Source organism: Acinetobacter calcoaceticus, from assembly GCF_900520355.1.
In the GTDB taxonomy this organism is placed as follows: Bacteria; Pseudomonadota; Gammaproteobacteria; order Pseudomonadales; family Moraxellaceae; genus Acinetobacter; species Acinetobacter calcoaceticus_C.
In genome coordinates this window covers 3,413,182-3,432,543 of sequence record NZ_LS999521.1, presented here as the reverse complement: position 1 = coordinate 3,432,543, position 19,362 = coordinate 3,413,182, and the positions used below count along the sequence as shown (strand labels likewise).

Sequence of the window (19,362 nt, the reverse complement as noted above, 5' to 3'; positions counted from 1 at the left end):
TACATTCAATGTGTAAAGATAGGGAACAAGAAAAGATGTGTATTGTGGCTTTAGCATGGCATGTTCTGGATAATATGCCCTTGTGTCTTATGTCAAATCGAGATGAGTTCTATCATCGACCAACGGCGTTGTTGCATGCTTGGGAAAACACACCAATTGTTGCAGGGCAGGACTTACAGTCCGGTGGTACTTGGATGGGGGTAACATCTCAAGGCCGATGGGCTGTTTTGACCAATTTCCGTGATGGGCGAGACCAAAAAACTTATGAGACTTCTCGGGGGCATTTAGTTCAGGCTTTTTTAGAGTCTGATTTATTACCTATTCGTTTTGCACAGCAATTAGAGCAGCAACAACAAAATTTTGCTGGCTTTAACTTATTTATGGGAAACGCTGATCAAGCTGTCTATATGAGTAACCGAGGTGAGGCACCGCAAGTTTTAGCCAATGGCGTCTATGTCGTCTCGAATGGACTGATGTCTGAACATTGGGAAAAAACCAGACATTTGCGAACACGGTTTACGCAAGAGTTTTTACCCATGATTCAACATGAAACAGAAGAGTTGGTTTTACAAGACGTTGCGTGGGATATTTTAGAGGATGAGCGTAAAGTCACAACGGCATTATTACCGAACACGGGCATTCAGCCAGAAATGGAAGAGTTATTATCTTCGACCTTTATTCAAAGTCCCGTGTATGGAACACGCTGTTCGAACTTTCTAAGAATGACCAATAATGAATGGCTTTGGTTGGAAAAGACTCAACAAGGTGAACACAGCGGTCAAATTGTGCAGCAGCAGATTCCTTTAAATAGATAGAAATAAAAATGCCGATCAATTGACCGGCATTTATTCTTAATGAATATAACAATTATCCAGCAATTACGCCGCCATCTTTACGGGTGATTACAACAGTTGCTGAACGCGGACGAGCCGTTTTATTGCTTGGGTCTTTTTGGGTTGCAGGCCAACTACTCTCTGGCGTTGCATAGCTAGCAGAATCTTCACCTGGATGCTGAACATTAATAAAGATTGCTTTGTGATCAGGTGTCATGGCGATGCCTGTAATTTCACACTGCTTTGGTCCAACCAAGAAACGGCGTAATGTTGAGTCAGTAACTTTAGCGCCGACTAGCGTTTGTTGGCCATTTGAAGTAGTTGCAGCAGCACCATCGCCAATTTGGCCTGGTAGTGCCGCAAGCATCATACAGTTGGTAACATCGGTGTAGGCACCATCGTCTGTTTGAATCCAAAGCACACCACGTGGGTCAAACCACATGCCATCTGGTGAAGATAAGTCGTTATTATCAGTTAAACCAGATAAGTTAATGTTTGAAGCCATAGATGCTTCTGCACCGAACAAGTAGATATCCCACTTGAACGTTTCAGCAGTGGTTTTATCATTGGTTTCTTTAAAACGGATAATATGACCGTTCACATTACCTTTTTGCTCTTTGGTGCCGTTATATAAATCTGTGTAGTTACGTGGGTTAGCTGCATCAGTTGCGTAATCTTTACCACGATTTGAGTTGTTGGTGAGTGTTACATAAATTTCGCCATTCACTGGGTTGACTGTACACCATTCTGGACGGTCCATTTTGGTAGCACCGACTGAGTCGCCAGCCAAACGTGCAAATGTGACAACGTCCGCTTGAGATTTGAATGGGTAAGTGGTGTTGCTTTCATTTAGGCCATTTTTGCCATAAGCAAGCTCAATCCATTGGCCTGAACCGTCGTTATTAAACTTGGCAACATACAATTTGCCTGCATTCATATATTTATCGCCGGCCGTATAGCCGCCGTTTACATCTTTAGCATCCCATACTGCGGTAGAGACAAATTTATAGATGTATTCACCACGAGAGTCATCACCCATATAAAATGCTAATGGTTGCCCCACGACCGAGCGACAAGCACTATCTTCATGTGCAAAACGGCCTAAAGAAGTACGTTTAACAGGATTTTGGCGGTTATCAAATGGATCAATCTCGACCATCCAACCGAATGTATTCGGTCCATTGCGGTAGTCTTGTGTTGCCTGTGCAGCTTTTACATCTGCATTCCAGCGGTCATATAAATCTTGTGACTCTACTTGACCAATCACCGTTTCCCAACCGTAACGTGAACTTGCGCCTAAATAAATTTGTCGCCCTTGTTCATCAACGTTAGGGATTAACTCACCATTTTTATCTTTTAAATAAATAACCTTGCCATCTTTATCTTTTTTAGGGGCACCTTTTTCATCTTTCTCGTAAAGATAAGGTTCATCTTTTTTAACGCTTAAACCGTAACGTTTTAATGCAATTTTTTCTGCATCTGTACGTGCATATTCATCGCTACCTGAACGTTGGAAATAACCAATAAAGTTTTCTTCGGTAGTTAAATACGTGCCCCAAGGAGTATGACCATTACCACAGTTATTATGTGTGCCGCGAGTTTGACGGCCAGCAGGCGAGAAGCGAGTTGCAAGCAAGCCAGAACCAGCTGCTGCACCTGCAAAATCCATTTCTGTTGATGCTGTAATACGGCGGTTAAAAACAGAACTTTTATCAATTACTACTTTTTGAGTTGCAGCATCTTTTTTAATGTGAACGACAGATACGCCGTGTGCATTGGTTTCACGAATTACTTCATCTTCAGGGCGGCGTCCATTAACTTTTGTTGCGCCTTTTGGATGAAGGAAAGTCTGATTAATATATTCGTGATTCATGACTAACAAACCTTCAGCTGAAACACTTTCATCGAAGTTATTTTTCGAAGTATTTAAACCAAAGAAATGCATACCGTCATGGCAGTCGCCAGAGCGGAACTGGAAACTTGGACCCGATGGGATATTATTATCATTCCACTCTCCAAAGGTTGGGTTGATTGAGTCCCCTAAAGCATAAATGACATTCGCTTCATAACCTTCAGGTACAGTCACAATATCGTTGTGGTTTTTTGCAACTGCTGTAAAAGTTAGTTTTTCTGGTCTTTTATTTGGGTCTACAGGTGTGGTTCCACCATTATTAGAGCCAGAGTCATCATCGCTATCATTACAGCCAGTTAATGTAGAAGCTAAAGTTAATGCTACAGCACCGCTTGCTGCTTTGGTGATTAAACTACGGCGGCTTACATGTTGTTCTAAAATGTCACGGAAGTGGATGTTGTCTGAAGTATTGTTATCCAGTTCTTGGTCTTCATGATATGGCGTCAGCTCTGTCATGGGAAATTCCTAAGTAAATATAAAGAGATTGTTCTAAAAGTCCTCATGAGCTTAGTTTGTGAATGTGACGTGACGTTGACGTTTTGATGATAAGTTGATGAAAAACTCAGTAACTTTTCATTTTATTTTTGTAAAAAGTGCGAGCTTACCTAAAAAACATTAAAGCTGGCTTTAGCCAGCTTTAATGTTTAGATTATATTAAAAATTATTTTGTTGTGATCGATGGTGCAATTGGGTCTGCTGTAATATAACCCACGTTAGCGCTATAACCATTGTTATAATTTTGGTTAATTAATGCCTTAACGTCTTCAGGGACACTGCTGCTATCGCCTGGGTGCTGGAAGTTACTCATGATATAAGTCCAACCATTGATTGAATCTACTGCATGCAAACCAGTTGACTCAGCACCAGCTGGTGTAGAAAGTAATCGGATTAACTCTTTGGTATCTACATTGTAGGCCCACAAGAAGTTATTAACATGATTGCCTGAGTCTTCACCAATGAATAATGTACGTAAAGTTTCAGAGAACTTCAGATTGTCTGGGCTGGCAATTTTGTCTGGATGAGCTGTATTACCTAAGCTATCTTTCGCAGCAAGATCTTCGCCTATTAATAACATATATGAGTAAAGAGGGACCCATTCACTATTAATTGCGCTACCTTGATTATCTGTAAAGCTATTGCCTAACTTATGTGCAAGAACCCCACCAGCAGTAATTTTTTTAGAGAACCCTACATTATGTTCTGCAACATAACCCTTACCGCCCACGACCATTGAATCTTGAATATTAGCTAAAGCAGAGTAGGCCACTTTATCTTTAATATTCACGTTTGTTCCTTCCATCTTGGTGAACGCCATACTTGCACCTTTTAGTGCTGCATAACGATGTGTTTCCAAGAAAGCTGCTGCTTTTTCCATACCTGGCTTAAGTTTGACCCAAAGCGTTTTCTTTGCCAAAGTAATTTCAGTATAGCTGGCATCATTTGGGTTCGTTGTTAAACTTTCCATAATGTCAGTTGACTTAATTCCACCCGCAACTAAATCTTCAATTTCTTTACTTGTCGCATGACCAAGTTTGATCCATTGAATACTTGCAGTTGAAGTTTCAGTTAAAGTATTAATGTATTTAGCGACGTACAGCGTACCTGCCGATAAGTCTTTTTCTTTGTCAGCAATGAACATAAAGAAACCACCATTTGTGTAGTCATCTCCCATAAGTGCTGTGCGGTTGTCTGGCATCACATGAATAAGTTCATGAGAAATACGGCCTAAGCAGTAATGCTTCTTGATGCTACCTGTACCATCTGCATTGACAGTAACTTCTGGCAAATGACCGTAGTTATATGGGTTTGCTTTAGTTTCATCACCAAAGAAGTATTTACCAAGATATTTTGGATCTGTACCACCAATACCTTGATTAAATGCATCAGGTTCATACTCTTCACTTGATAAGTGAGTATTCCAAGGCGATAGGCTAGCACCGCAAGTAATCCATAGACCGTGGACCGGAGCGGTATCAATATTGAAGTATTTTTTAAGTTCTAAATGACCAGTTTTTTGGTCTTGATCTAAAGTCAAAATTGCAATTGGTGATGGCAGTTGTCCATAAGTATCTCCACCAGCTTGGTCTTTTGAGCTGTACTCAAATTGAACAACATGAAATACAGGATTTGCTACGCCATCAACTTTCGCACCTTCTAACTGAATTAATGATGAACCATCTGGACAGTCTGAAAAGAACTGACGCTCTTTACCCGCAACAGACTTATCCATAATTGGATTGCCGTTAACATCAAAATAACCACCAGCGATAATTGTTCCACCACCAAGTTTTGGTACGCTATCACCAGTTTTAAAGAATGATTTATAAGCAAGTTGGTATTCAGTACTAGTTGAGTTTTCCCAATCAATTTTTAATTTAGAATTTACTAAAGTTGTTGCACGGTCTGCTGCTGCTGTTGGAGCTGACATTGCCGTAAATTTTGCATTTTTTAATTTGCTTGGTTGCGGTGTTGGAGTGACTACAGAACTGTCATCACTATCATTACAACCTGCTAACGTTGCTGCCGTAGCCATCGCCCCTAATGGCAGAAAAGGAATCCCCGAGAACCATTTTAAAATTTCGCGACGTGTTGGTTGAGTAGAAGCAGTTGTCATAAGAAATCCGTAAATTTTGTGGGTATATTTGTTGAGTTGATTCTATGGTCTGAAAATGACACTTTTCTTACATTTTTAAGTCACTTTGAAGACAGTTTATGGCTTTGTAGATTGAAAAGTGCTCTAAAAGAAAAAAGCCTGAACTTTAATATTCAGGCTTTTATATATTCATTTTATTCAGCAGAATGAGTTTTTCTTTTCTCAAGAATTTTACCGAAGAGTAGGCCTAGTTCAAAAAGCAGCCACATTGGAATAGCTAACATCACCATTGAAATTGCATCTGGCGGTGTAATGAACATTGCCACAAAAAAACATCCCACAATAATAAAGCGTCTTTTTTCAGCAAGACTTTTTGTGTCTACTACACCTATTAAAATGAGTAGTAGGGTTGCAATTGGAATTTCAAAAGTGAGACCAAAAACTAAAAATAGCTTTAAGCAAAAGCTTAAATAGCTATTAATATCTGTCATAGGTGCGACGGTTTCAGGCGATACACTAATAAAGAAATGTAAAATAGCAGGAAGGGTAATGTAATATGCAAAAGCAACTCCAGCATAGAACAAAACAATACTGCCAATGAGTAACGGAATCGCTAAATGTCGTTCTTTTTGATATAACGCAGGGCGAACAAAAGACCATATTTCATAAAGAATAAATGGCATTGCTAACACGAGCGCGACAAATAAATTTAATTTAAATGGAGCCATAAAGGTTGCAGTCACATCTGTAGCGATCATTGAAGATGATGCCGGAAGTTGCAGCCTTAAAGGTTCAGATAATAGTTGGTATGTATTATTTCGAAAGGGTAATAAACAAAAGAATAAAAATAATGTTACCCCAACAATTCTAAATAAATGACGCCTTAAAATAACCAAATGGCTCATGATGGGCATTTGGTCTAGATTTTCCTGAGAATTTACAGTGGTTGAAGGCAGTTGGTTCATACGGCGATCTTCAAGTTAACGGGAGATTTCTCTGAAATTTCAGGTGTTGATACCAAAGGAATAAACTTTCCAATGTACGGCACTTTATATTGACCCGAGATAGGCAGACATATCCGAATAGGCTTTGGCAATATTTTAGAAGCCTCAGTTTTATCTACAGTTTCGGAAATATTCTGTTTTTGTATTTCTTCAAGTTGTTGTTGTACTTTCCGTTCCAGTGCTTCAATGCGGTTGAGTTCATCCTGCATTTCTTTTCGAAATTCAGAAAGACGCAACTCTTGATCAATATCATTTTGCAAATTTGTAATATAACGTTTTAGGCGAACATACCAGCGACCAGCAAAGCGTGCAGCTTCCGGAAGTTTATCTGGGCCTAAAACTAAAATTGCAATAATTGCAAAACAGAGTAGCTCTGTCATTCCTACATCAAGCATGGTTGAAAACCTTTAGCTTTTTATTGATGTGCTGTCAGGCGTTTTGACTTGGGCATCAATTGTACGTGGAGTATTAAGAGCAGCAGCTTCGTCTTCTTCACGAACTGATTTTTTAAAGTCTTTTACTGCACCACCAACGTCTTTACCGATATTTTTTAATTTAGATGTACCGAATAATAAAATAACGACAATTGCAAAAATAACAACATGCCAAATAGATAAACCAGCCATGATCTTATACCTCTTTTCAGTTCGCTTTATATCAACAGGTTGCCATGACAGGAATGTGACATTTATATGTCATTTTTAAGACAAAGAGCTTGAGAAAAAACATAAAAAAGAGATTTTTATAAGCTTTTTTCCTTATTTTTTATTAAATATAGAGATTGAAATAAGAAACATAAATTACTTGAAATGGAGAGTACATTTCGCTTTGAAAAGGTGTAGCATTACAGGCTGGTTTTGATGGGGGAAAGGAGAAAACGTGGCGTTATTACTCCCAATACTGGCATTTATTACAGGTCTTCTACTTGCCCAAACGTCTATTTCAGAAACGATAAAACCCATCCTTTCAGCTTGGCTTGCACGTCTACTCATTCCAGTTGTTATTATTTACAACATGGTATTTTATCAAGCGGGTAGTTTGAGTTTAATGCTGTTCAGCTTCGGTTCAGCATTTCTTATTTTCTTTGCTTATTTAGCTTTATTTAAAGACAGATTATTAGCGCTTTGTGTGAGCTATACCAACATGGGCTGGCTAGGTTTTCCTTTTGCCATGGCTTTATTTGGTCCTGAAGCGACTGCACCTATTGTCGCGTTATATATTGGGATGTCATTGTTTGGTAATGCCTGGGCTGTGACTGCCGTAACAACTGCACCGCAAAGTAAATTAAATATATTAAAAAAAGTTCTGTCATCTCCACCATGTATTTCAATATTCGTTGCGCTTGTGCTCAGGCTTTTAGGTGCTCAACATATTGAACATCCTGCCATACACTGGGTCTATGAAGTTGCCAAGTTCGCAATGACTTTTGCTGGGATGTGTGTATTGGGAATGTGGCTGCGCCGTACTCGAGTTTATGTAAAAGACTTAATCTACAGTACGAAAGCTCAAGCTTTTAAGGTGGTATGTGGGATTATTCTTTGCGGGCTTACTTATAGGTTTTTACCTATTCCAAATATGAGCCAGCAAATTGGTGTGATGTTTTTAATGTTCTGTTTGCCACCAGCGGCCAATATTGTAGCGCTAGAAACCCATTACCAAGGAACAGGAAGATCTGCGGCTTATATTGCTTCAGGGACGATTGTGAGTTGTGTGTGTATTGCGATTTATGCAGTGTTTTTACACATGTTCGTCTAATTAATTATTTAATTCTAACCCTACACTTGCTTGTGCGAAGGTGGCATGGTTGCCGCCCGTTAGACTGTGGTACAAGGAAGTACCATCAGTCTAACAAAAGATTTTTGCTTACTTTTCATCTTTGAAAAGTAAGGTTTGCCTATACAAAGTTGAATAGGTTGTAACGTTGTATATTGTTGCAGTATGAAAAATTTACTTCTGCAAACTTTCTCTAAATAACTGCATCGCTTGTCCACGATGGCTAATCTTATTTTTGTCTTCTTTAGACAGTTCAGCGCTAGAAACTTGTAGCTCAGGCAACCAGAAAAGTGGGTCATAACCAAAGCCATTTTCACCACGTGCAGCTTCTAAAATTTCGCCGTGCCAAATGCCTTGGAAAATTTGTGGTAAAGGATCTTCAGCATGTGTAACCAAGGCTAAAACACACACAAACATACCTTCAATCACTTCACCATTTTTACGATACGGTAAAAGATCATTTAATAATTTTGCATTATTTGCTGCATCATCACCGTGTTCTCCAGCATAGCGTGCTGAGTAAATACCAGGCGCACCGCCTAAGACAGGAATGCAAATGCCTGAGTCATCAGCCATAGCTGGTTTGCCTGAAATTTTAGAGGCATGACGAGCTTTAATAATGGCATTTTCAATAAAGCTTAAACCATCTTCAATTGCATCAGGAATATTAAGGCGACCTTGAGGAATAATTTCTACAGGTAACTTAAGCTGTTCAAAAAGTTTTTCAAACTCTGCGACTTTACCTTTGTTATTGCTGGCAAGAACTAAACTGCCCTGATCAAACCAATGTGGGGTAGACATAATAAAACCAAACTTTATAGCGAATATCGAACGTGAGTTATGTTACGTGTTTTTTAAGAGGGGATATAGAGGGAAATAGATAGAATATAAATGGGATGATCTAAACTAAAACCATCTTGTAGAGCATACAAGGTGGTTTTAGTCGAGTAAGGTTTTTTACGGATGAACCGTTATTATTGTGCTTGAATCCATTTATCTGCACGGTCACGTGCTGTACGAATTTGTTCTTGAGTCAAGTTCGCCGCAAGAGCAGTTTTCTTACCTTCAGATAAGCTAATTACTTTATTGTCGAGCATGCCGTCACGAGTTGAAAGCTCATACCACTGGTAAGCACCTACGTAGTTTTTCTTTTGCTCTTCCATCATCGCAAGGTTATAGCTTGCACGGTTATCACCATTGCTTGCTGCTTTTTCAAAGTATTTACGAGCCATTGACTCATCTTTCTTAATACCAATACCGTCGGCGTACATACGGCCTACGTTTAATTGTGCTGGCGATAAACCTTGATCAGCTGCTGCTTTAAACCATGCAAAAGCCTGTTTTTCATCTTTTGCTACATCTTTACCATATTGGTAGTGTGTACCAAGATAAAATTGTGCGCCTGCTTGGCCTGCTTTTGCAGCTTTCTGAAGGTCATTAACCCCCATTGTTGAAAAACGTGCAGCCTGACTCGCAACCGATTGTGGCTGGGCGATATAATCTGCATGAGCCTGCATACTTAGCAGTCCTGCAAATAGTGTGCTAAATAATGTCTTTTTCATAGTGCACTCACTCGATAAATAGCGACTTCACCAAACAAATTAGGAATATGTTTGCTTAACAGGCTTCCCTGCTGGTTTCCATTGACGGCGAGTCGATTAATAATTTGTATCTGATTTTCCACACACAGTGCTTCGAAATCTTTAAATGTACATAAATGAATATTGGGGGTGTTATACCACATATATGGTAGAGCATCCGATACAGGCATCATACCTTTTAATGCAAGAAAAGAGCGAGTCTTCCAATGTGCAAAGTTCGGAAAAGTAATAATTGCCTGTTTACCCACACGCACCATGTCTCTTAATAAAACATCCGGTGCATCTACGGCTTGCAAAGCTTGTGCCATGACCACATAGTCAAAAGACTGGTCAGCAAAGCGGCTTAAACCGAGATTCAAATCTTGTTGAATAATATTTAACCCGCGACTGACGGCAATTGCAATCTTTTCTTGATCAATTTCTAAACCATAAGCACGAATTTGATGTTTTTGGCTCATATGAGCAAGTAATTCACCGTCACCACATCCCAAATCGAGTACGCTTGAGCCCGGTTTAATCCACTTTTCTGCTAGTTGTTGATCAATACGCATTAGCTTGCCTCCAGTGATGTCGATTTTAAGTGTTCTTCACCGCCTAAGAAAGCGCGCATGGTTTTGACATACAGTGGAATCGGGAATAAGAACGAGTCATGGCCCTGTTCAGCATCAATATCGAGATAACTTACAGGTTTATGATTGGTAATAAGCGCATCAACAATCTCTTGAGAGCGACTTGGTGCAAAACGCCAGTCTGTTGTGAACGAGACAATCAGGAATTGGCATTTAGTTTTACCCATTGCTTCAGTTAACGAATGACCATACTCACGTGATGGGTCAAAATAATCTAAAGCTTTGGTCATGATGAGATAAGTATTGGCATCAAAGTTACGGCTAAATTGTTCACCTTGATAACGCAGATAACTTTCAACCTGAAATTCGACATCAAAGCCATACATAAATTTGCCGGACTTTAAATCGCGACCAAATTTTTGCTTCATGGCTTCTTCAGAAAGATAGGTAATATGGCCTACCATGCGGGCCAAAATCAGACCACGACGTGGATAGCTATCATTTTCTAGATAACGTCCATGATGAAATTCAGGATCAGATAAAATAGATTGGCGTGCAACTTCGTTAAAGGCAATATTCTGTGCTGAAAGCTTTGGCGCGCTAGCAATAATGACGCATTTTTTTAAGCGGTCAGGGTAATCTACCGACCATTGAAGTGCCTGCATGCCCCCTAAAGAACCACCAACAACAGCGTACCAAATATTTACACCCAAACGGTCAGAAAGCATGGCCTGAGTTTTTACCCAGTCACGTACTGTAACTAATGGGAAATCTGGTCCGTAAGGGCGATTATCATTTTCAGGATTTGGCGACGTTGGACCAGTTGAGCCGTTACATCCACCAATGTTATTGATTGAAACTACAAAAAACTTATTGGTATCGATTGCCTTACCCGGGCCAATACAGCTATCCCACCATCCAGCTTTTTTATCATCTTCATGGTGATAACCCGCTGCATGATGATGTCCGGAAAGAGCATGACAGATTAAAATGGCATTTGATTTATCTGCATTTAAAGTGCCGTAAGTTTCGACCATTAATTCAAAACGTGGCAAAACACGGTCACACTCAAGATGTAATGGTTCTTCAAATTGGAACTTTTGCGGAGTGACTAACCCCACTGAATCAGCTGGAAAAGACACGGGAACATTTCGCCTTTTAAATCTTTCAGGAATAAAAAGAAAGGATACCAAGCTAGGTATCCTTTCAAAAGAGTTTTTTTAATTAAACAGCAGCGGCAACAACCTGGTCTGTGCTTAAAACCCCTTGATCAATCAAACGGTTGGTACATGCAATAATTGCTTCAATTGATGAGGTGACTGTATTGTCATGAACACCCGCACCAAATGAGCCTTTACCCGTACCTTTCACTTGAAGCTCAATCAAGGTTAATGCTTTTGCATTTGCCCCTGAACTAATACTACGTTCTTCATAGTTCAACACGTCAATTGGTAATTGAAGCGCATTCAAGAATGCAGAGATCGGGCCGTTACCTTCACCACGAAGTTGTTGTATTTCACCTTCGACTTCAACATCAAGTTCGATGATTTGAGTACCGTTAATGTCAGATAATCTGTAGTTTTTGACTGTGTAATGATGGTTTTTCACATCGACATAGGTGTCTTTAAATAAAGTCCAAATTTCTTTGGCATTAATTTCTGTACCGTTGTCATCAGCATATTGTTGAACAACCTGACTGAATTCGATTTGTAAACGGCGAGGCAACACCACGTTGTAATTTGCTTCCAATAAATAAGCGATACCGCCTTTACCAGACTGACTATTTACGCGAATAACTGCATCGTAGTCACGACCCAAATCTTTCGGGTCGATTGGTAAGTAAGGCATATCCCAAATTTCTTCGTTTTTCTGGAATTCGAAACCTTTTTTGATCGCATCCTGATGTGAACCCGAGAATGCGGTAAATACTAAGTCACCTGCATATGGATGGCGAGGGTGTACAGGTAAACCAGTACATTCTTCAACCGTTGCAATCACTTCATTAATGTTAGAGAAATCTAACTCAGGTGCTACACCTTGGGTGTACATGTTCAAAGCAATTGCAGCAACGTCAACATTACCAGTACGTTCACCATTACCAAACACACAGCCCTCAACGCGGTCAGCACCCGCCATAATGGCAAGTTCTGATGCTGCAATACCACAGCCACGGTCATTGTGGCAGTGAACAGAAATGATCACGCCATCACGACGTGCTAAATTACGGTGCATCCATTCAATTTGGTCTGCATAAACATTTGGCGTAGAAACTTCTACAGTCGCTGGTAAGTTTAAAATAACTTTATTGGTTGGAGATGCTTCCCAAATTTCTGTGACGGCATCACAGACATCTTTAGCGACTTCTAATTCTGTTGCAGAGAAACACTCTGGGCTGTACTGGAAAATCCAGTCAGTTTGAGGATATTGCGCAGCATACTCTTTAACTTTTTGAGCAGCATTAATTGCTAATTGTTTTGCGCCATTAGCATCTACATTCAATACCTTTTGACGGAAGGTAGGAGAATTAGAGTTATAAATATGCACAATTGCACGTTTAGCGCCTGCCAAAGATTCAAAGGTACGTTCAATTAAATGGTCACGCGCTTGAACCAAAACTTCAATATATACGTCATCAGGAATATGATTTTCTTCGATCAACATGCGTGTGAAATCGAAGTCAATTTGAGATGCAGAAGGGAAGCCGATTTCAATATGTTTAAAACCGATTTTCACAAGCATTTTGAACATTTTGAATTTTTGTTCCATGTCCATTGGTTCAAAAATTGCTTGGTTACCGTCACGTAAATCGGTACTCATCCAGATTGGCGCTTTTGTAATTTCGTTATTCGGCCATTGGCGATCTGGTAAATCCACTCGTTGGTACATACGGCGGTATTTTTTGCTTGGGTCAGCCAACATCATGAGAAAACTCCTTGTCTCGTAGCGCGGTTGCTCTGGATAAATTTAAAAGGCAACGTCTCTACAGTTATATATGGTATCTAATTCAGAAAAATTAAAGCTAATTTCGAAGTGCTGCTTTAAAAAGCAGACAATATTTATACGCGCGCTGGGCGCAGCATCAGGAGTTGCAAATGATGTCTTGCTTGAAGAGGCGGGGCAAACAAGTAATTCGTTTTCATCTCTAGACCATGAAATAATAAGTTTGGTGGTTTGCTGGTATGTTTATCATTTAGATATATCACATCTAAACAATGATTACACCTTGTGCAAAATTCTTATAGTAATTTTAATCTTGGTAATAAGAAAATAATTTTCTTATTTTGCGCTGTTTTATGTTTTATAGAAAATAATTTTCATATTTTCACCATATTGAGATAAAAATAATTATATATCCTCAATAAGGTAAAAATAAATATAGTTACAGCTCAGACCACATGCGAATTAAATTGTGATAAATGTTGGTGAGTTTCATCACTTCAGAATAGCTATCGCCATGTGCTTTACGCAGTTCCCGAATACTTTCATCTAAGTTAAATAAAAGATGTCGTTTACTATCATCGCGTACCAAACTTTGTACCCAGAAAAAAGAGGCGAATCGTGTACCTGAGGTGATACTGCTGACTTCATGTAAGCTCGTCGATGGATAGAGTACGACATCACCTGCTGGTAATTTGACTTCATGATAACCATAGGTGTCTTCAATAACCAGATCACCACCTTCGTACTCATCAGGTTCACTTAAAAACAAAGTACAAGATAAATCAGTACGAATTTGTTCTGAAGTACCCCGAATAAGACGAATCGAGTTATCAACATGAAAACCGAAGCTTTCGTGTTCATCATAACGGTTAAAAAGTGGGGGAATAATTTTGTGAGGAAGGGCAGCGGCCTGAAAAACAGGGTTTTGCCAAATTGCTTTAATGACAATATCACTTAAATGATGAGTCAGCGGGTCTTGTTCAGAGAGTTGCTGATTTCTTTTAACTGAAGCTGATAGGGTGCCAGCAGTTACTTTTCCACCCACCCAATTCGCCTCTTTCATAAGCTTCCGAAACTCGGCAACTTGTTCTTTGCTTAACACATTAGGGATATGATGAATCACAGCCAACACCTTTTTAATAGATACTTCATTTGTAAAAATAGCCTCGTGACGAGGCTATCTTATATGAACTTTAATTAACTCCATAAATAAACTATGGAATTTAACCTTAGTACTTAAAATTAATCGCTAATACTGCGTTACGGCCATTACCTTCAAACGCGTAGTGAGCTGCATGTGCACTTGTGAAATAACGTTTGTCAGAGATATTGTTGATATTAAGCTGTAAATTTACATTCTTGTTAACATCATATTTAGCCATCGCATTGTAAATGGTATAGGTTGGCAAATATTTAGGTGCAGTCGTGTTTACAAACACTTGATCACGATATTCAACACCAGCGCCTAAAGTCAATTGAGGCATCACTCTATAAGTAGACCATAAGGTAGCGCTGTTTTTCGCTACAAATGGTAAAGGTTTACCTTCTTGAGCAATCGAATTGTATGCAGCTTCTGTGATTTCGCTATCTAAATAACTATAACCTGTAGATACATCCCATTTGTCGGTAATTTTCCCATTCAAGCTGATTTCAAATCCATCAACTTTACTTTTACCCGCATTCGCGGAAGTAGTAGGATCGATTTGAATACGAGTATTTTGCTTTTCAGTACGGAAAACTGCGGCAGTTAAATTTGCACGATTATTAAACAGATCCCATTTCGTTCCTACTTCAAAAGTACGAGCCTCTTCTGGTTTAAGTTCATTAATAATATCGGTAGTACCAAGTGCATTGTCACTACTGTCGCCTTCAGCAAGAACGCCTACTGGGTTAGCAGAAGTTGCAAAGCTTGCATAGATACTGCCGTTCTCAGTTGGTTTATATACTAAGCCCGCTTGATAAGTGAAGAAATCTGAATCACTTTCATATTTTGTTCCTTCTGGAGTGGCAACTTTTGAGTAGTTATATGCCCCTTTTTCAGTAGCATATACATCTTTGTTATATTTTTTCTCTGTTTCAAACTTATCCCAGCGGACACCTACATTTAAAAGCCATTGAGGGTTAAATTCGATGCTATCTAAAGCATAAACAGAAACAGTGTGGCTACGCGTTGTAGATTGGCCTTTAATTGTTCCAAGTTTGTCGGTGAAAGCACCATTTCTTGGATTATTTAAACCAGTACACCAACCATTTGATGCGGCAGCAGTTGAAGTACAGTTATTAATATTATCTTGTAAAATTGTCGAAGTTGTTTGTCCAGCAGCATTGGTAAATGTATACATACCTTGGTCAGTTTCTTGGAGACTCCATTCTGTACCGACATTAAAAGAATGCTTTAATGAACCAGTATTAAATTTACCTCTCAAAGAAAGTTGATCACTATACGCATCAGTATCTAAGATACGGCTTAAAGCACGGCGAGCGATAGTCCCTCTGTAAATATTACCCTTAGAGTCATCAGCATTGGTATAAACATAATCAGATTTAGATTTGTTGTAAGTCGCTACATTCGACAAGGTAAGATTTTCACTAAAGTCATGTTCTAATTTAAACGTACCGATATGGTTTTCACGTTTATCAAAATCACGAGCTTTCCAGCCATAGTAAGTTCCCGCTTTTACATCAACAGGTTTACCATTACCAGGAGTCACAGTAACTCCAGCAGGAGGAGTCGCTGGATTTGCATTGTTAAATGGAATACCTGCATCTGGTTCATCATTACTACGTAAATAGTAGTAGCTAAGTGTTCCACGAGTTGCTGTATCTAGGCCAAATGCAAGGCTTGATGCAATACCGGCACGAGCATATTCAGCTCCGTTACTCTGACCAGCTTTTTCATTTTCATGACCCATGATAACAACACGACCAGCAATGCCATTACCAAAGTCTTTGTTGGCATCAAGTTGAATATGACGATAGTTGTCAGTACCCCCTTGAACACTGCCTTGGTAGACATCACCTTCGTGAGCAACTTTAGGAATTAGGTTAATACTTCCACCAATGCTACCACCACCACCAAGGGCAGAGGAAGAACCCTTAATAACCTCAACTTGTTCAATCGCAAACATATCGCGGCTTTGTGACGTTGTATTGCGAACACCATCCACATAAATAGAAGACTGTCCGCTATAACCACGAATGTAAGGCATATCTGTAAATGGGGTACCACCTTCACCCGCACCTAGAGTAATGCCTGGTTCGTAACGTAAAGCTTCGAGCAAGGTGTTAGAGTTTGTATCTTTAATTAGTTTTTGAGAAAGGATAGAGACCGATTTCGGCGTATCTTTGAGAGGAGCCACAAATTTTGAGTTGGCTGACTGATCTACCTTTAAAGATTCCTCTTGAGTCGCTTGAGTATGAATTGTGGGTAATTGTGAAATTGCTTCTTGTGCCATGGCTGTTGTCGCAATCATTGATAGTGATGAAGCTATCGCAGAAGAAACAATTTTTTTACGTGTTCTAATCAAAGACATGACTTCAGGACTCTAAAACTAAAAGGTTATGCGAATAATAATAATTCTTATTTATATGTACAGTTTATGTTAATTGAATTTGCCAATTGAATTATGAAGATAGAGTGAATGGCTGAATAGGTAATTGTGCTTTTATGTGGTTAATCTACTGATTTTTAGTAATTGTTTGTAAAAGCGATTAACTTTAGATTTTGATTGTAATTTTAGATTTGTGAAGAATAACTAAAAAATTAGTTTTACTTAAGGCTTTATGAAAAATATTTAAAGAATCATAAAATTACTGTGAAATTTACGAGAATAATGACCTTAACTTAAATGAAGTGGTCGGTTAATTTTGTATATCTTGAAAGTTGTCATATAATACAGCACTTTTAAAAAAACTGTTCCTACTCACTAATTTTTATCGAGGAAGCCATGCAAGTAACGACTGAAGCGGTTTCGGGCGTTGCCCGTCGTTTAAATGTTTCTGTACCGACGAGCCGTATTAACGAGCAATTTGAAGCTCGTTTGAAGCGCACTGCCAAAACTGTGAAGATCAACGGCTTCCGTCCAGGTAAAGTACCTGAAAACGTTGTTCGCCGCGAATATGGTGCGGGCATTTATCAAGAAGTTGTAAATGACATCATTCGTGATAGCGTTTTTGAAGCAATTCAACAAGAAAAAATCAATGCGGTAGGTATGCCTAACATTGATAAAGTTGAACATAAAGAAGATGCTTTAGTTTTTGAAGCGACTGTAGAAGTTTATCCAGAAGTTGCAGTACAAGCATTCGACGGTTTAGAAGTTGAACGTAAAACAGCTGAAATTAAAGATGCTGACGTTGATGCTATGATCGAAAACTTGCAAAAACAACGTCAAACTTGGGCTGTTACCAAGGGTATGGCGAAAAAAGACATGCAAGTGACTTTTGACTTTGAAGGCACTATCGACGGTGAAAAGTTTGAAGGCGGTTCTGCTGAAGACTTTAAACTTGTGTTAGGTTCAGGTCGTATGATTCCTGGCTTTGAAGACGGCATCGTTGGCATGAAAGCTGGTGAAGAGAAAGTAATTGATGTTACTTTCCCTGAAGACTACCAAGCTGAAAACTTAGCTGGTAAAGCAGCTCAGTTCAAAATCACTGTGAAGCAAGTTGAAAAATCAAAACTTCCAGAGATTGATGCTGAATTCTTGAAAATCTTTGGTGTAACAGAAGAAGAAGGCGTTGAGAAATTAAAAGCTGACGTTCGCAAGAATATGGAACGTGAAGTTCGCAATGGTTTACGTAACCAAGTTAAACAAGCTGCTTTTGATGCACTTGTTGCTGCGAATGAAGTTGAAGTTCCAACTGCTATGGTTGCTCAAGAAATTGACCGTCAACGTCAACAAATGGTTCAACAGTTCACTCAACAGTTCGGTGGTGCAGGCGCGCAATCTTTTGACAAGAGCATGCTTCCTGACGAATTGTTCAAAGAACAAGCAGAACGTTCTGTTAAGCTTGGCGTGTTAGTAAGCAAAGTTTTAGCTGATGCTAAACTTGAAGTTGATCAATCACGCGTTGATGCTTACATTGACGACATGGCTTCTTCTTACGAAGATCCAACTGAAGTGATTGAATACTTCAAAAATGATGCTCAACAACGTGCTCAAATCGAAGCAGTTGTATTAGAAGATCAAGTTGTTGACCACATCTTAGCTGCTGCTAAAGTGACTGACAAACCAGTATCTTATGATGATTTGTTAAAAGAACAACAAGCTCGCCGTATGGGCTAATCTTTTAAGAAGTCAGAAAAAGGCGCTTTAAGCGCCTTTTTCGTTTTTCAATATGTGGTTAATTTGAGTGCGACATTAAGTACTTAGGTATAAATAATATAATATTTCAGTGCGAACCTTTTGCAATTTGAGAAATTATCCCGCATATTGTTGCCATAGGTTAAGTCACAAAAAATTTAGGAATAAATAACGTATGTATGTTCCAACAATTGAAAATGCTTTAGTTCCTGTTGTGGTTGAACAATCTTCTCGCGGCGAACGTTCTTTTGATATTTATTCACGACTTTTACGTGAGCGCGTCATTTTTTTAACAGGTGAAGTTGAAGACAACATGGCAAATCTAATTGTTGCCCAAATGTTGTTTTTAGAAGCTGAAAACCCTGATAAAGATATCCACCTTTATATCAATTCTCCAGGTGGTTCTGTGACAGCGGGCATGGCTATTTATGACACGATGCAGTTTATTAAACCTGATGTCGTGACATATTGTATGGGTCAAGCTGCTTCAATGGGTGCATTCTTGTTAAATGCTGGTGCTAAAGGCAAACGCTATTGTTTAGAAAATGCCCGTGTAATGATTCACCAACCATTGGGTGGTTTCCGTGGTCAAGCATCGGATATTGAAATTCATGCGCGTGAAATTCTATTTATTAAAGAACGTTTAAACCGCTTAATGGCAGAGCACAGTGGTCAAGACTACGAAACAGTTGCTCGTGATACTGACCGTGATAACTTTATGACAGCACAGTCTGCTAAAGAATATGGTTTGGTTGATCAGGTGCTAAGTAAGCGTCCATAAGGACCTTCTTAATATAAATAACTTGAGATGTTGAAAAAGATCTCCATTTAGTTATT

16 protein-coding genes are annotated in these 19,362 nt (G+C 39.1%); 4 read left to right on the top strand and 12 right to left on the bottom strand.

Annotation, left to right across the window (positions count from 1 at the left end; genetic code table 11):
* Positions 1-35 precede the first annotated feature (35 nt).
* Positions 36-815 carry an NRDE family protein gene (locus AC2117_RS16420; protein WP_227549259.1) on the top strand — a complete coding sequence of 260 codons (780 nt, stop codon included), beginning with the start codon at positions 36-38 and terminating at the stop codon, positions 813-815.
* A 52-nt stretch (positions 816-867) separates the two neighbouring features.
* Here AC2117_RS16420 and AC2117_RS16415 read toward each other — a convergent pair whose 3' ends face one another.
* From AC2117_RS16415 to AC2117_RS16395, 5 genes are all read right to left on the bottom strand, one after another.
* A complete protein-coding gene (locus AC2117_RS16415; RefSeq protein ID WP_133975501.1) occupies positions 868-3,201 on the bottom strand; it encodes a PhoX family protein in 2,334 nt (777 codons plus the stop codon).
* A 205-nt stretch (positions 3,202-3,406) separates the two neighbouring features.
* Complete coding sequence (locus AC2117_RS16410) at positions 3,407-5,359, bottom strand: PhoX family protein (protein WP_133975499.1); 1,953 nt, start codon at positions 5,357-5,359, stop codon at positions 3,407-3,409.
* A 173-nt stretch (positions 5,360-5,532) separates the two neighbouring features.
* The gene (gene tatC / locus AC2117_RS16405; RefSeq protein ID WP_003654824.1) at positions 5,533-6,303 is read right to left on the bottom strand and encodes a twin-arginine translocase subunit TatC; all 771 of its coding nucleotides are present in this window, start codon (positions 6,301-6,303) and stop codon (positions 5,533-5,535) included.
* On the bottom strand, positions 6,300-6,737 hold the full coding sequence (tatB, locus tag AC2117_RS16400) for a Sec-independent protein translocase protein TatB (RefSeq protein ID WP_133975498.1): 438 nt from the start codon (positions 6,735-6,737) through the stop codon (positions 6,300-6,302). The genes tatC and tatB overlap by 4 nt, the downstream gene beginning before the upstream one ends.
* A gap of 12 nt (positions 6,738-6,749) precedes the next feature.
* The gene (locus AC2117_RS16395; RefSeq protein WP_133975496.1) at positions 6,750-6,968 is read right to left on the bottom strand and encodes a Sec-independent protein translocase subunit TatA; all 219 of its coding nucleotides are present in this window, start codon (positions 6,966-6,968) and stop codon (positions 6,750-6,752) included.
* 253 nt (positions 6,969-7,221) lie between these two features.
* Here AC2117_RS16395 and AC2117_RS16390 point away from each other — a divergent pair, with 253 nt between their 5' ends.
* Positions 7,222-8,097, top strand: coding sequence for an AEC family transporter (locus AC2117_RS16390; protein ID WP_133975494.1), 876 nt, complete (start codon positions 7,222-7,224; stop codon positions 8,095-8,097).
* Positions 8,098-8,289: 192 nt separating this feature from the next.
* Here the strand turns inward: AC2117_RS16390 and rdgB are convergent, their stop codons facing one another.
* The 7 genes from rdgB to AC2117_RS16355 form a co-directional block, all read right to left on the bottom strand.
* Entirely contained in the window at positions 8,290-8,916 is a 627-nt protein-coding gene (gene rdgB / locus AC2117_RS16385; RefSeq protein WP_133975492.1) for an RdgB/HAM1 family non-canonical purine NTP pyrophosphatase, read from the bottom strand.
* A gap of 173 nt (positions 8,917-9,089) precedes the next feature.
* On the bottom strand, positions 9,090-9,677 hold the full coding sequence (locus AC2117_RS16380; protein WP_042894755.1) for a tetratricopeptide repeat protein: 588 nt from the start codon (positions 9,675-9,677) through the stop codon (positions 9,090-9,092).
* A complete protein-coding gene (metW, locus tag AC2117_RS16375) occupies positions 9,674-10,267 on the bottom strand; it encodes a methionine biosynthesis protein MetW (protein ID WP_042894757.1) in 594 nt (197 codons plus the stop codon). The genes AC2117_RS16380 and metW overlap by 4 nt, the downstream gene beginning before the upstream one ends.
* Positions 10,267-11,427, bottom strand: a complete 1,161-nt coding sequence (gene metX / locus AC2117_RS16370; RefSeq protein ID WP_133975490.1) for a homoserine O-succinyltransferase MetX — start codon at positions 11,425-11,427, stop codon at positions 10,267-10,269. The genes metW and metX overlap by 1 nt, the downstream gene beginning before the upstream one ends.
* An 82-nt stretch (positions 11,428-11,509) precedes the next feature.
* Positions 11,510-13,207: a 2-isopropylmalate synthase gene (leuA, locus tag AC2117_RS16365; protein WP_042894762.1), complete on the bottom strand. Its 1,698-nt coding sequence runs from the start codon at positions 13,205-13,207 to the stop codon at positions 11,510-11,512.
* A 457-nt stretch (positions 13,208-13,664) separates the two neighbouring features.
* The gene (locus AC2117_RS16360; RefSeq protein ID WP_042894764.1) at positions 13,665-14,348 is read right to left on the bottom strand and encodes a Fe2+-dependent dioxygenase; all 684 of its coding nucleotides are present in this window, start codon (positions 14,346-14,348) and stop codon (positions 13,665-13,667) included.
* Between the two features lie 106 nt (positions 14,349-14,454).
* Positions 14,455-16,758, bottom strand: a complete 2,304-nt coding sequence (locus AC2117_RS16355) for a TonB-dependent receptor (protein ID WP_133975488.1) — start codon at positions 16,756-16,758, stop codon at positions 14,455-14,457.
* A 414-nt stretch (positions 16,759-17,172) separates the two neighbouring features.
* On the opposite strand from AC2117_RS16355, the gene tig reads away from it, so the two are divergent.
* Together tig and clpP are read left to right on the top strand one after the other, a co-directional pair.
* A complete protein-coding gene (gene tig / locus AC2117_RS16350) occupies positions 17,173-18,507 on the top strand; it encodes a trigger factor (protein WP_042894770.1) in 1,335 nt (444 codons plus the stop codon).
* A 193-nt stretch (positions 18,508-18,700) separates the two neighbouring features.
* A complete protein-coding gene (gene clpP / locus AC2117_RS16345) occupies positions 18,701-19,306 on the top strand; it encodes an ATP-dependent Clp endopeptidase proteolytic subunit ClpP (protein WP_003654845.1) in 606 nt (201 codons plus the stop codon).
* Positions 19,307-19,362: the final 56 nt, after the last annotated feature.

What these genes read in the sequence shown, in the direction of transcription:
- AC2117_RS16420 (WP_227549259.1), top strand. Translation starts at nt 36, where the DNA reads ATGTGTATTGTGGCTTTAGCATGGCATGTTCTGGATAATATGCCCTTG.
- AC2117_RS16415 (WP_133975501.1), bottom strand. Translation starts at nt 3,201, where the DNA reads ATGACAGAGCTGACGCCATATCATGAAGACCAAGAACTGGATAACAAT.
- AC2117_RS16410 (WP_133975499.1), bottom strand. Translation starts at nt 5,359, where the DNA reads ATGACAACTGCTTCTACTCAACCAACACGTCGCGAAATTTTAAAATGG.
- tatC (WP_003654824.1), bottom strand. Translation starts at nt 6,303, where the DNA reads ATGAACCAACTGCCTTCAACCACTGTAAATTCTCAGGAAAATCTAGAC.
- tatB (WP_133975498.1), bottom strand. Translation starts at nt 6,737, where the DNA reads ATGCTTGATGTAGGAATGACAGAGCTACTCTGTTTTGCAATTATTGCA.
- AC2117_RS16395 (WP_133975496.1), bottom strand. Translation starts at nt 6,968, where the DNA reads ATGGCTGGTTTATCTATTTGGCATGTTGTTATTTTTGCAATTGTCGTT.
- rdgB (WP_133975492.1), bottom strand. Translation starts at nt 8,916, where the DNA reads ATGTCTACCCCACATTGGTTTGATCAGGGCAGTTTAGTTCTTGCCAGC.
- AC2117_RS16380 (WP_042894755.1), bottom strand. Translation starts at nt 9,677, where the DNA reads ATGAAAAAGACATTATTTAGCACACTATTTGCAGGACTGCTAAGTATG.
- metW (WP_042894757.1), bottom strand. Translation starts at nt 10,267, where the DNA reads ATGCGTATTGATCAACAACTAGCAGAAAAGTGGATTAAACCGGGCTCA.
- leuA (WP_042894762.1), bottom strand. Translation starts at nt 13,207, where the DNA reads ATGATGTTGGCTGACCCAAGCAAAAAATACCGCCGTATGTACCAACGA.
- AC2117_RS16355 (WP_133975488.1), bottom strand. Translation starts at nt 16,758, where the DNA reads ATGTCTTTGATTAGAACACGTAAAAAAATTGTTTCTTCTGCGATAGCT.
- tig (WP_042894770.1), top strand. Translation starts at nt 17,173, where the DNA reads ATGCAAGTAACGACTGAAGCGGTTTCGGGCGTTGCCCGTCGTTTAAAT.
- clpP (WP_003654845.1), top strand. Translation starts at nt 18,701, where the DNA reads ATGTATGTTCCAACAATTGAAAATGCTTTAGTTCCTGTTGTGGTTGAA.